The sequence below is a fragment of the Burkholderia sp. HI4860 genome, from assembly GCF_002223045.2.
Lineage (GTDB): Bacteria > Pseudomonadota > Gammaproteobacteria > Burkholderiales > Burkholderiaceae > Burkholderia.
The window spans coordinates 2407117-2420270 of the sequence record NZ_NKFO02000001.1 but is presented as its reverse complement, the minus strand read 5'-3'; the positions used below and the strand labels follow the sequence as shown (position 1 = coordinate 2420270).

The 13154-nt window shown below is 68.6% G+C and carries 9 protein-coding genes and 1 pseudogene; 2 read left to right on the top strand and 8 right to left on the bottom strand.

The window, feature by feature from the left end; translation table 11 throughout:
• Positions 1–29: 29 nt before the first annotated feature.
• Positions 30–2015: an ATP-binding protein gene (locus CFB34_RS10805; protein ID WP_089442500.1), complete on the bottom strand. Its 1986-nt coding sequence runs from the start codon at positions 2013–2015 to the stop codon at positions 30–32.
• 385 nt (positions 2016–2400) lie between these two features.
• Between CFB34_RS10805 and CFB34_RS10800 the strand changes: the two are divergent.
• Positions 2401–3448: pseudogene (locus tag CFB34_RS10800) on the top strand (sigma-54 dependent transcriptional regulator).
• A gap of 30 nt (positions 3449–3478) precedes the next feature.
• Here CFB34_RS10800 and CFB34_RS10795 read toward each other — a convergent pair.
• Both CFB34_RS10795 and CFB34_RS10790 read right to left on the bottom strand, forming a co-directional pair.
• Complete coding sequence (locus CFB34_RS10795) at positions 3479–5278, bottom strand: methyl-accepting chemotaxis protein (protein ID WP_089442502.1); 1800 nt, start codon at positions 5276–5278, stop codon at positions 3479–3481.
• A gap of 341 nt (positions 5279–5619) precedes the next feature.
• Positions 5620–5874 carry a DUF3562 domain-containing protein gene (locus CFB34_RS10790; protein WP_089442503.1) on the bottom strand — a complete coding sequence of 85 codons (255 nt, stop codon included), beginning with the start codon at positions 5872–5874 and terminating at the stop codon, positions 5620–5622.
• A 555-nt stretch (positions 5875–6429) separates the two neighbouring features.
• Between CFB34_RS10790 and CFB34_RS10785 the strand changes: the two genes are divergently transcribed.
• Positions 6430–6864 (top strand): hypothetical protein, encoded by a 435-nt coding sequence (locus tag CFB34_RS10785; protein WP_089442504.1) that lies wholly within the window; start codon positions 6430–6432, stop codon positions 6862–6864.
• A gap of 559 nt (positions 6865–7423) precedes the next feature.
• On the opposite strand, the gene CFB34_RS10780 is transcribed toward CFB34_RS10785, so the two are convergent.
• From CFB34_RS10780 to CFB34_RS10760, 5 genes are all read right to left on the bottom strand, one after another.
• A complete protein-coding gene (locus CFB34_RS10780) occupies positions 7424–8359 on the bottom strand; it encodes a universal stress protein (RefSeq protein ID WP_089442505.1) in 936 nt (311 codons plus the stop codon).
• 217 nt (positions 8360–8576) lie between these two features.
• Positions 8577–9959 carry an amino acid permease gene (locus CFB34_RS10775; RefSeq protein WP_089442506.1) on the bottom strand — a complete coding sequence of 461 codons (1383 nt, stop codon included), beginning with the start codon at positions 9957–9959 and terminating at the stop codon, positions 8577–8579.
• Between the two features lie 443 nt (positions 9960–10402).
• Positions 10403–11428, bottom strand: coding sequence for a DedA family protein/thiosulfate sulfurtransferase GlpE (locus CFB34_RS10770; protein WP_041493311.1), 1026 nt, complete (start codon positions 11426–11428; stop codon positions 10403–10405).
• 186 nt (positions 11429–11614) lie between these two features.
• A complete protein-coding gene (locus CFB34_RS10765; RefSeq protein ID WP_089442507.1) occupies positions 11615–12121 on the bottom strand; it encodes a cupin domain-containing protein in 507 nt (168 codons plus the stop codon).
• A gap of 368 nt (positions 12122–12489) precedes the next feature.
• The gene (locus CFB34_RS10760) at positions 12490–12960 is read right to left on the bottom strand and encodes a universal stress protein (RefSeq protein ID WP_089442508.1); all 471 of its coding nucleotides are present in this window, start codon (positions 12958–12960) and stop codon (positions 12490–12492) included.
• Positions 12961–13154 lie beyond the last annotated feature (194 nt).

Genomic DNA, 13154 nt, shown 5'->3' with positions numbered 1-13154 from the left:
CATGACCCGGCGAGCCGCCACGCCGGCCGCTATCGGCCACGCCCTTTCCGATCGGGCGCGGCGTCCGGCGCGACGTCCGCGATCACGCTCGCCAGCGTCGGCATGTCCACCGGCTTGCGCAGGTACGCGTCGAACCCGGCCGCCATCACGCGGTGCCGGTCGGCGTTGCCGGCGTGGGCCGTGACCGCGACGACGGGCAGATGCCCGCTGCTGCCCGGCAAATGACGGATGCGGTCGAGCAGCCAGAAGCCGTCACCGTCCGGCATCGCGAGATCCGACAGCACGACGTTCGGCGCCTGCCGTTCCACCGCGTCGAGCGCGTCGTGCCCCGACTGCGCGGTCGATACCTGCGCGCCCATCGTCTCGAGGGCCGCGGCGAGGCTCGCGCGCGATGTCGCGTCGTCGTCGACGACCAGCACGCGCTGGCCGTCGAGCGTCACCGGGTCCGGCGTGCCCGCTGCCTGCAGCAGGTTGTCGGCCGGATCGTCAACGTCCCAGCCAGCCGGCAGCGTGACCGTGACGGTCGTCCCGCGCCCGGTACCCGCGCTCGTCGCCACGACAACGCCACCGTGCAGTTGCGCGATGTTGCGCACGATCGACAGGCCGAGCCCGAGGCCGCGCTCCGGCGACGCGAATGCGCGTTCGGGCCGGCTGAACGTCTCGAACAGGTGCGGCTGGTATTCCGGCGCAATGCCCTGCCCCGTATCGGCGACCGACAGCCGCACGCGCTCGCCGGCCCGGGCCAGCGACACGACGATGCGCCCGCCCGGCGGCGTGAACTTGATCGCGTTCGACAACAGGTTCGACAGGAGCTGGCGCACGCGCTCGCGGTCCGCCGGAATCACGCAGGCCGGCATCGCGCATTCGGTCGACAGCTCGAGCCCGCTCGCCCGTGCCGTCGCGTCGAGCTCACGCGTGGCATCGCGCACGACCCGCACGAGATCGACCGGCACGCGCTCGAGGCGCAACCGGCCGGTCGCGAGCGACGACGCATCGAGCAGGTCGGCCACCATGTGCGACAGCGACCGCGCGCTGCGGTCGATCGCGTCGACGGCCTGTTGCGCGAGCCCCTGGCCGTCGACGTTGCGCAGCACCTCGACCCAGCCGTAGATCACGTTCAGCGGCGTGCGCAGCTCGTGCGACACCGTGGCCAGCAGTTCGTCCTTCAGCCGGTTCGACGTGTCCGCCTGGGCGCGTGCGTCGCGCGCGCCGCGCAGCGAGCGCAGGTTGCGCCGCTCGCCGCGGCGTCGTTCGTGCGCGTCGCGCAGCGTCATCGACAGGCCCGTGCAGTTGCCCTGCGCATCGACCATCGGCGAAGCGGCGAAGGTCGCCCGAAAACGGCTCCCGTCGCGTCGCACGCAGAGCACGTCGAGCGGACCGACCGGCGCGTGCAGGTTCGCGAACGACGTGGGCAACGGATGGCGCCGCAACCAGCGTGGCGCGATCATCGCGGCGACGTCGCGCCCGGCGGCCTGCGTTGCGTCGATGCCGAAGATCCGCCGCGCGGCCGGATTCCAGCTCGTGATCCGGCGTGCGACATCGACCCCGACGATCGCATCGGGCGAAGCGTCGACCACACGGCGCAGCAGGCGCTCGTCGGGTACCGGCACGCGTGCGGCCGGCGCCGGCTCGCGATGCGGCTCGCGGGCAGCAGCGTCGTCATCGGGTTCGCGCAGACGATCGTTCGCGAGCAGCGGCTTCACGGCCGTCACGAGCACGCACTCGACGAAGCTGATCGCGACGAATGCGCCGGCCTGCACGAGCAACGCGGCCAGCGGCGCATCACGCCACCACAGCGTGCCGATCACGGCCACGCTCAACGCGGCCGCGGCCAGCCCACCGCCGAACGATGTCAGCCAGGCGACAGCCGCAACGCCTGCATAAAAGGGCAGCGGCGCAAATGGCGCGTGCTCGCCGACGACGCGAACCGCCCACGCCTGCAGCGCGGACGCCAGCCCGACGGCCAGCACGATCCATGCACCCTGCCGTAACAGCTCACGGGTCAGGGTCCTCATTGCATCCTTGCCTCGCGCCGGCTCCGGTCGCACGGCGTCATGCCGCAAGTCGAGCATCCGGCCTGCCGTCGAGCGTGCCGGGCGAGCCTGGCGGCATCCGCAAGCGGCATGCCCAGCGCGGGCCATGGTTGGCCGCCAGGCTGACTCCCGGGCTGTCGGGTGCGCCGTAACAGGCTGAGCACCGGCCGGTGTCGCGCGCCGCATCAACGCAAAATAGTCACGACCGGATTTTTCATCGGAATTCTGTAAAAAAGCACCGATACGACCCTGGATGACACGGAGAGGCCGCGATGCGCGTCAGGAGTCGATGGTCTGTCTCTTCTGTCCCCGCCGCGCGCATTGGAAATTTCTATTTCGCGGCACCTTCGTGGTCGTTTTGCTGTCGATGAAAATATTGCAATCAACGGAGTGCGTGGTGCCGATTTTCAAAACGGCACCGCCAATACCGATCCATGCCAATGGGAGAAACCGCCAACCGGTCGAAGCAACGTGCAGACGGCCGCCAGTTGTCCGGCCGGTCCGCCGCGATGCGCACGTTGCTCGGCCGCATCGAGAAGATCGCCCCGACCCGCGCCAGCGTGATGATTGCCGGCGAAAGCGGGGTCGGCAAGGATATCGTCGCACGCCGGCTGCACGATCTCAGTGCCCGGCGCGACGGCCCGTTCGTCCCCGTGAACTGCGGCGCGATTCCACCCGATATCGCGGAATCGCAATTGTTCGGGCACGAGAAAGGCAGCTTCACGGGTGCCATTGCGCAGCGCGAAGGGTTCTTCGAAGCCGCGCGCGGCGGCACGCTGCTGCTCGACGAGATCGCGGAAATGCCCGCGTCATTGCAGGTGAAGTTGCTGCGGGCGATCGAATCGAACGTGATCGTCCGGGTGGGCGGCACCGAGCCGATTGCGCTCGACGTGCGCATCGTGTCGGCCACGCGCCACAACCCGGCCGAAGCCGTGCGCGACGGCCGGCTGCGCGAGGACCTGTTCTATCGTCTCGCCGCGTTTGCGCTGTACGTGCCGCCGCTGCGCCAGCGCGACAGCGACATCGAGACGATCGCACTGGAATTCGTCGACGCGCTCAACGCGCGGCACCACGCGCACAAGCGGCTGACCGACGCGGCGATCGCCGCGCTGCGCGCGTATTCGTGGCCCGGCAATGTCCGCGAGCTGCACAACACGATCGAGCGCGCGTACATCCTGGCGGATGAAGGCATCGACGTCACGCTGCCGAAGCCGGCGATGCCGCCCGAGCGCCTGTCGGAGAACACGATGGCGCTGCCGCTCGGCGCGACCTTGCACCATGCGCAGCAGCGCTTCATCGCGGCCACGCTGCGCCACTTCGACGGCAACAAGCCGCGCGCCGCGAAAGCGCTCGGGATCAGCCTGAAAACGCTCTACAACCGGCTCGCGCTGATGCGCGACAACGGCCACTCCTGAGCGGCGCGGCCGTCTTTCCCACGCACCGCGTCAAGCGACCTTGAACCGCCCGACGGTGGTCGCCAGCGCGTTCGCCTGCGACTGCAAGGCCGTCGCGGCGGCGGTCGACTGTTCGACGAGCGCCGCGTTCTGCTGCACCATTTCGTCGAGCTGCGTGACCGCGCGATTCACTTCCTGGATGCCGCGCGTCTGCTCGTTCGCCGCGTGCGTGATCTCGGAGATGATCGTCGTCACGTTCGCCACGTTGGACACGATCTCGCGCATCGTGTCGCCCGCCTGACGCACCTGCCCGGAGCCGGCCGACACGCTCGCGACCGTCGATTCGACCAGCACCTTCACTTCGCGTGCGGCCTGCGCGCTGCGTTGCGCGAGGCTGCGCACTTCCTGCGCGACGACCGCGAAGCCGCGGCCCTGCTCGCCCGCGCGCGCCGCTTCGACGGCCGCGTTCAATGCGAGGATGTTGGTTTGGAACGCGATCCCGTCGATCACGCCGATGATGTCGCCGATGCGGCCCGAGGCTTCCTCGATCTTCTCCATCGTCGCGACGACGTCCGACACGACCACGCCGCCGTGCGACGCGATCCGGGACGCGGCCGCCGCGCGTTCGTCGGCCTGGCCGGCGGCGGCGGCCGATTGACCCACCGTCGCGGTGATCTCTTCCATCGACGCGGCCGTTTCCTCGAGGCTCGCCGCCGCCGATTCGGTGCGCGACGACAGGTCCTGGTTGCCCGCCGCGATCTCGTTCGCGGCCGTGCGCACCGATTCGCTCGCATCGCGAATCTGTCGCATCACGTCGTTCAGCTTGTCGACGAAGCTGTTGAACGAGCGGGCGATGTCGGCCACTTCGTCACGTCCGTCGGCCGGCAGGCGCTGCGTCAGGTCGCCGGCGCCCGAGCCGATCGCGGCCATGGCCTGGCGCACTTGCGACAGGCGGCGGAACGCGGTCGCGGTGATCGCGCCGATGATCAGCGACGCCACGCCGACGATCACGAGCAGCGTGATCAGCGACGCGGTCAGCAGCGAGCGCATCCCGGCCGTCGCCTCGTTCTTGTCGAGCAGCACCAGCGCGTACCAGTCCGTGCCCGGCACGGGGCGCGCGCGCACCAGCTTCGCGTCGCCGCCGACCGTCACCTCGACGGGCGCGGCCGCGGCCGCGATCGTCGCGCCGTTCGTCGCGCCGAGTTCGGGCGACACGTCGCCGACCGGCTTCAGCGTGAGCTTCGGGTCCGGGTGGGCAACCACGTGGCCGGTGCTGTCGATCAACATCCCGAAGCTCGCCGGCGTCGGACGGATCGACTTCACGTTCGCGATCACGGTGTCCATCGCGACGTCCGCTGCGACGACGCCCTTCACCGCGCCGTCACGCAGGATCGGTACCGCGAACGTGACGACGAGGTTGCCCGTGCCGGCGTCGACGTACGGCGGCGTGACGACCGGCTTGCCGGCCTGCGCGGCCTGCTTGTACCACGGGCGGCCGGTCGGATCGTAGTCGGGCGGAATGCCGGTCGGGTCGGAGAAGTGGAACGTCTTGTCGGCGTAGCCCGCGTAGACGTTCGTGAAACCGCCGGCCGTGGCCATCTGCTTGAACACCGGCAGCGGATCGGGCGTCAGTGCGGCATCCTGGAGCGACGCGATCATCCGGCTCCGGGTGGCGACCCAGTCGGCGATCCCGACCACGTGGCCGCTGGCGACGGAGGTCAGGTTGCGGTCGATCGCATCGTTGTTGTACGAGCGCGCGATGAAATAGTTGATGAGCGTGGTGGCGACCAGCGCGAATACGACAATGGCGACGCACGCGGCAAGGATGCGGGCGCGGATGGACGAGAACATGGCAACGACTCGGTAAGGGAGCGCGAACGCCCGGTGGACGAATTCACCGGGTAAACGGCAATCGCGCCGCTTACTTGAGGCCGCTGTGACAATTCAGTGAAAGTATGACGAAACGCAACGCCGGTTGTCGGCCGCTCGTCAGGATGACCGAGTTGCACCGACGCCGTGCGCACACCGCGCCCGGACGCGACGACGGCACCGTCGGCCCCAGGCACGGCGATCAAGAAGCGCTGAAACGGGCCGGTTCGCTGTCGACCCAAGCATGAATGTCGATCAGGATCCGGCCCTGGCCCGGCGACGGATCGTGTCACGTCCGCGGCATCCGCCGCGGCGCTCGCCCGTCACAGGCGATGGCTCGGACGCGGATCGGCGTCCGCGGATGGCGCATCGGCACGCGTGTCGTCGTGGAGATCGTCCTGCCGGCGCATCCGTTCGCGCAGGTGCCGGATCGCGAATACGTGGATGTAATCGTGCACCCGCGCGTCGGACGACAGCACGCGGACTTCGTCCTCGAGCATCGCGCGCAACTGATCCGAACCGATCGCGCGCTGTTTGGCGGCTTCCTTGAGTGAATCGAGCAAACTGTCCTTGGACATCGACGGACTCCTGACGGCGAGGAACGAAAAGAAGAAGGTACCGGAAGCTTAAAGGCTGAACGGCGGCACGGCGTGCGATGCGCCGGCGCATGTTTGTGCGCGATCAACGGCACGTTGCATGCCGCCATGCCGATCCGTCCCCGAACCGGCCGCGCAAGGTTCGCGGCGCAAACTGCCCGCGAACGAGACTGAAAGCCCTGCCACGCCACCCCGGGGCGCGGCACCGGCTGACACAGGCTGACGATGGAACGCCGCCCGACGCCGATGCACTGCCGAAGTTAGACCGGCCGAAATCATGCGTCAAGCGATCTCCTCCACGCGCTCCCATTCGTCCGAACGAACGGGCCGGCGCGTCGCCGGAACGGCCGATCTGCCGATCGGCGTGTCAGCGGATTCCGATAGGCGCCGCGCAATACCTGACAGCGACTTCAGCGCGCGCTGCTTGGCAGCGCACGGGCGCGACACGATACTGGTGACATGGACGAAACGTTCATACGGGTCATCGCTCAGCCGGCCGTCGAGCCGGCATGCGGGGCCTGGCGCAGGAGACCAACCATGGCACATCGCAACTTACCGGGCCGGGACGGCCAGCGGCGCGCGTCGGGCAAAGCGCGCGCCCTGCCCGCCCAGGCCGTATCGGCGGGCAATCGGCCGGCCGACAATATCGACACCTTGCTCGCGCTTGCACGCGAAGCCGGATTGCTCGTGACGCTCGACGGACAGATCGGCCGCGAAAAGTACCAGAGCGTCGCGGGCTCGGTGCTCGCGTTGCAACGGTTCGCCGCGGCACTCTGCGCGCGGGCCGCACCCGCCGCGCCGGCCGATGCCGAGCCACGTCGCAAGGCGCGCCCCGGCTGGCCGCACGCGAACCGCCTGCGCAACCGCACGTGCGGCGCGTGCGCGCCACTGCATGTCGGGCGTCAGCGTCAGCGGGTGCGCCGTGCGCCCGGCCGGCGGCACGACCTGCGGTCGGTGCTTCGCTTCACCTGAGCATGCAGGCAGCCGTTGTGCGGCACGCCGTGCGCGCAACGCGCTGAGCATCTCACGACGCCGGCAACGCGTGCCGCACGCCGCGCCTGTACCACAGCGAGCGGCGCGCCTGCCGCGAGCGTTACCGATCCGCATCGGCGCCACCGCGCGCCATCGCGCGTCATGACGCGCCGTTCGACACGGCCGCCATGACGACGATACCTGCGGGGAAGGCAAATCAGACGGGGCCAACTACAACACGAACGCGGAAAGCGGACGGGGTGACTTGCACCCCGCCCGTCCTCCAAGGCAACCGTGGTTGCCTACCCTCGTGCCAGAGAGTTCCCGGTCGGATGACGCACCGTGCATCGCACGTTGCGGCTCCGGAAATAGATGTCACCGCTGTGCATGCACCGTCGATCACGGCCATCAACACGCGTGCGTGTTGCGGCGTGGCCGTGCGGTACATGCACGACAGACCGGCTGGGTTGCCGGATGTTCCGTCAATGTCTCACGCGCGAAGCGCGCGATTTCTGATGCAGGTCAAGTCAAGCGTGCTTCGATCGCGACACCGTGCGAATTATTCGGTATCGCGCACGAGCAGCACCGGCACCTGTGCGAGATGCGCAATGCGGCGCGCCACGCTGCCGATCAGCCAGGCGGCGATGCCGCGCCTGCCATGCGTGCCGACCACCAGTAGTTCGGCGCGCCAGTGCACGGCGTCGCGCATCAGCGCATGGGCCACGTCGTCGCTGGTCGGGCGGGTTTCGACGACGCCGCGCTTGCTCGGGTTCCCGGTTGCATGGAACAGCGGACCGACCTTCGCGAGCGCATCCTCGCCCTCCGCGCGATACGCATCCTCGAGCGCGCGCACCGGCACGATATCCGTCAGACGAACCGCGCGATCGATCACGTAGGCCGCGTACAGCAACGTCGTCGGCGTCGCGAAGCCGAGCCCGACGCGCACCGCGTGCAGCGACGGCTCGCTGCCGTCGACCGCGAACATCAGCCGCTGCAGGCCGCCGTCCGACGGCCGGACGTAGGCGGCCGGCACGATCAGCAGCGCGCAGCGCACGCGTGTCGTCAACGTGTCCGACATCGCGCCTTCGACGAGCCGTAGCAGCCCGTGATGCGGATTCGCGCCGACCACCAGCACGTCCGCGTTCCATGCCGACGTATCGCTCACCAGGGCATCGGCCACCGAGCCGCCCGTCACCGACGTATCGATGACCGCCTGCTCGACCTCGACACCGCTGCCGGCGAACATCGCCGCGATCCGTTCGTTGATGGCTTGCGCGTCGCGCATCAGGTCCTCGCGCGCGGACGTCAGCAGTGCGTCGATGCGCGGGATGTCGGGCAATACGAGGCGCGGGTTGTCGATGGCGCAGACGATGCGCAATCGCATGCCGGGACGCAGCAGCGTGCGCGCATAGCGCGCGGCGGACAGCGATTCGGGCGTCGGATCGACGGCCAGCGCGATCCGCGCAAGCGTCGGGATGGGCTGGGCAGGCTGCATGGCGAAGGCCTCCGTGCGTGCGCGTCGCCGCGGAACGACGACGGGAGCTTCGCGCGGAAGCGGCGCACGGCGGCCGGACCACCGCCGCGGTCGCGGCGGTCACGGGGATCGGCGGGTTGCCACGCGAAGCGCGGACAATCGATTCGTCCAGCATAGGTCGTCCGGCCCGCGCGTGCATGATCGTGATCAAGGTCACGCGGCCCCCTGCCCGTGCTGCTTACGACTTCGTCGGCACCGATGCCGCCGGCCGGTTCGCGTAGAACAGCGCATACGTGATGCCGAGCAGCACGATCCACACCGGCCCGATCACGAGCGCGACGCGCGTGTCGGGCGTGAACGCCATCAGCACGACGACCAGCAGGAGAAAGCCGAGCGCGACGAACGAACCGAGCGGATAGAACGGCACGCGGATCGGCAGGCGCGCGATCTTGTCGGCCGACAGCGTGCGGCGAAAGCGCATCTGCGCGATCAGGATCACGCACCAGGTCCAGATCGCGCCGAACGTCGACACCGACGTGAGCCACGTGAACACGTGTTGCGGCGCGAGATAGTTGAGCAGCACGCCGATCAGCAGCAGCGCGACCGACACGATCACGCCGTACACCGGCACGCCGTTGCGATTGACCTGGCCGAGCTTGCTCGGCGCCTGGCCCTGATGCGCGAGGTTGTAGAGCATCCGCGCGGTGCTGAACAGGCCGCTGTTGCACGACGACAGCGCCGCGGTCAGCACGACGAAATTGATGATGCCGGCCGCCGCCGGGATGCCGAGCCGCGAGAACGTCATCACGAACGGGCTGCCCTGGGTGCCGATCTGGTCCCACGGATACAGCGACATGATCACGAACAGCGCACCGATGTAGAAAATCAGCACGCGCCAGAACACCGAGTTCACGGCCTTCGTCAGCGACTTCTCCGGGTTGCGCGCCTCGCCGGCGGTGAGGCCGAGCATCTCGACGCCGAGATACGCGAACATCACGATCGGCAACGCGGCGACCACGCCGTTGATGCCGTTCGGCATGAACCCGCCGTGCGCCCACAGGTTCGACAGGCCGATCGCGACACCGCCGTTGCCGATGCCGAACGCGATCATCAACCCGCCGCCGATGATCATCAGCACGATCGTGACGATCTTGATCAGCGCGAACCAGAACTCGAATTCCCCGTACAGCTTGACCGCGATGAAGTTCACCGAGCCCATCGCCATGAGCGCCGCGAGCGCCCAGATCCAGTTCGGCACGCCGGGGAACCACATGTGCATGTAGACGCCGACCGCCGTGATTTCCGCCATGCAGGTGACGATCCACACGAACCAGTAGGTCCAGCCGGTCAGGTAGCCGGCGAGCGGCCCGAGGTAGTCGCGTGCGTAGCGGCTGAACGCGCCGGCGACGGGATTGGCGATCGCCATCTCGCCGAGCGCGCGCATGATCAGGAAAATCGCGATGCCGCCCAGCAGGTAGGTCAGCAGGATGGCCGGGCCGGCGACGCGGATCGCGCTGGCCGAGCCAAGGAACAGGCCGACGCCGATCGTCGCGCCGAGCGCCATCAGGTTGATGTGCCGCTCTTCCAGCCCTCGATGCAACTGGTCTTCTGGTTGTTTCAAGTCCGTCTCCTGGCAGCCGCGAATGGGCCGCCGTCATTGTCGATATCAATGCGCGACCGTTCATGCCGATCCCGGCATGCCGAAAACGAAATAATCTCCGCTGTCGTTTTCTGAATTAGAAACGACACGGATATTGCGTCAATCCGATGGGAATCTCCGCCGATTATCCGTATGTTCCGAAACAATCCGGAAAACGGATCGGGCCTTTCACGGAATACGCCCGCGCGGCCCGTGTGACGCGGCTGTGCGCGTAACGGACGGCGACGGGATCAATCGCTTTCGGCGCGAACGAACACGCTTCGAAGGTGCGCGATCAGGCGCACGCAATATGCAGGCGGGATTATAGGGAGGATAAGCCGTTTCACGCCAGCCGATTTTCGTAAAAATCGCGGAGCGTGAAACCGGTAGTGGAATACGAATGCGCGCGACGCCCGCGCACGGATTTATTTCGACAATGTCGCGCGCACCGTATATTCGCCTTCGATCGCCCCGTGATCCGGACGCACGAAATAACGCGATGCATCGAGATCGGCCGGCATCGGCTCGACCGGATAGCCGTGCTTCTCCCACGCATCGAGGCCGCCCTTCAGCGCGCGGATGTTGTGGATCATCTTCTTGCGCTGCATCTTCGCGATCAGGCGCTTCGCGGTCGCTTCGTTCGGGCAGACGCAATACACGACGATCGGCCGCTTCAGCATCTCCGGATCGAGCAGGTCCGGCGAATCGAGATCGACCGGCACCGCGCCGGCGATCCGGTACGGTTCGCGCTCGCGGATCGCTTTCGGCCGCGCGTCGAAGATCAGCGGCGGCTCGTCCGACGTCATCATTTCGACGAGCTGCGGCGGCGAGATGCGCACCTGCGCGAGATAGCGGCGGAACTGCACGCGACGCACCCAGCGGTACAGCAGGAACGTGATGAAGATCGCGAGGAATGCATCGAGGATCGTGCCGCCGCTCGCGCGCACCCACAGCACGAACTGGACGATCTGGTCATGAATGGCCGCGCCGCCGACCAGCCAGAACGCGGCCCACAGCGATGCGCCGGCCAGGTCCCAGAACAGGAACACGCCGACGCCGATCGCGGTCGTGCCGAGCAGCGGCGCCGACACGAGGCCGAGGCCCGGCAGGAATTTGGACAGCACCAGCAGCGGTGCGCCGTATCTTTCGAAGACGTTACGTGCGAAACGCAGCGTCGTGTCGAGCGACAGCGAGAAGCGCACGAGGCCGTTCAGCAGGCGCCGGCCGCGCGTGCGGCCCATGAAGAACCACAGCGAATCGGCCAGCATCGTCGCGCCGATCGCCGCCGCGAACATGCTGACCCAGGACGCCTGCCCCATTGCCGCCATCGTGCCGCCGAGAATCAGCATCGGCACGGCCGGCACCGGCACGCCGAGCTGCGTGATCAACACGCTCGCGAACACTGCCCAGGGGCCGAGCGACGATGGAATAGCAATGGGAAAGTGCCACACGGCGGCGCTCCTGGAAGGCGTGCAGCCGTGCGACGAGGGCCGTCGGCACGGCTGGGGCAACGGCCGCCGCGGCACGCCCGCGGCCGACCCGATGCACCACGGCATTCTAAACGGGTTTGGCCGCGACCGCGCGGAACACACGCCATCGGCGCGGGCTTCGCGCGCTGGGTGGCACCACCGTGACAGTCACATGTCGGTGCGCTGGGCAAGCTGCCCGACGTGTTCCGCGTAATCGGGAAACGCGGCGGCCAGCGCGGCCGCGTCGGCCAGCTCGAATTCCGCGAACTCGAAGCCCGGTGCCACCGTGCAGCCGACGAGCGCGACATGCTCCGGCAGCGCGCAGCGCGCGCCGAACCAGCTCCCGGCCCGCACGACCGCCTGGAACACGGTGCCCGGGTGCGTGAGCGGGTTGCCGAGCCGGTGGATCGTCAGCCCGTCGCGCTCGTCGAGCACCCACACCTCGATCGGGTCGCCCGCGTAGAAATGCCAGACTTCGTCGGAACGGATCCGGTGCCACGACGAATACGCGCCGTCGCACAACAGGTAATAGATCGCGGTCGACGCGGCGCGTGACGCGCCGTCGGCCGGACGCACGACCGAATCGGGCGCACGGTAGGTTTCGCGGAAATAGCCGCCTTCGGGATGCGGCTGCAGGTCGAACTGGCGAATCAGGTCGGGAGCGGAGATCGGCATGGCGGATGACGTCGGTAAGGTAATGAACCGGGCACCCGGCGGACGGCGTCGCTTCGCTCATCGCGAACGCGGTCGCATAGCGCCGGATGCGGCTGCGTCGATCGCCGCGGCCATGCGCACGGCGAACAAGCGGACACCGGTCGATGCTGCCAGAACTGCATGTCGGGATGCAACCGCCGGCGCGCGATTGCGCGCGTGGCGTACACCGGGCGTGCCGCCCTCGCGCGGTCGATATGTCGGCAGCGGCAGTCGCGCTCACCCGCCCTGCGGCGGGCGCGTCCGTCTCATCACGCCGTCGTCCGACGAATACGCGAGACGGCCGCCGCCCGCAGCGCCCGTGCGTCACCGTCGGCGCGTTGCCGCGTGCGTCACGCAGCCGCCGGCGTGCCGGGTTCGCTGTGCCGCACCAGCAGCACGGGCCGGTCGGCCGCGCGCAGCAGCGATTCGGCGACGCTGCCGAGCAGCAGCCGGCGCAGGCCATGCCGCCCGCTCGTGCCCATCACGATCAGGTCGGCATCGGCTTCGGCCGCCGTGCGCATCAGCACGGTGGCGACATCCTCGCCGTACGCGTCGAGCGCGCGCACGGTGCCCGACACGTGCGCCTGCGCGAGCACGGCCTTCGCCTCGTCGAGCGCCGGCGTCACGGCATCGGTCGCGGCCGCATCGCCCTCGCGCGCGGCCGCGAAGCCCGCATCGACGTCGACGAGCTGCGGCCGGTGCTCGACGACATACGCGCAGGTCACGTCGCCGCCGGACGCCGCCGCGATCCGGATCGCCTCGTTCAGCGCGAGACGCGCGCTCGGGCTACCGTCGAGCCCGACGAAAATCCGCTTGTACATGGTCCGTCCCTCCGACCGGGCACGCATCGCGCGTCGCGCGACGGCGGCCCGTCATCGCCACCGGCCCGATGCCGGATGGCCTGCCGAACAGTCTGCCCCACGTGCCGACGCGCCCGTTGATGCGCGTCAAGCGCGGCCGGCGCGCCCGCTGCTTCACGCCGGTTGCCGCAATTTCCAGTGACCCCATTACAAAA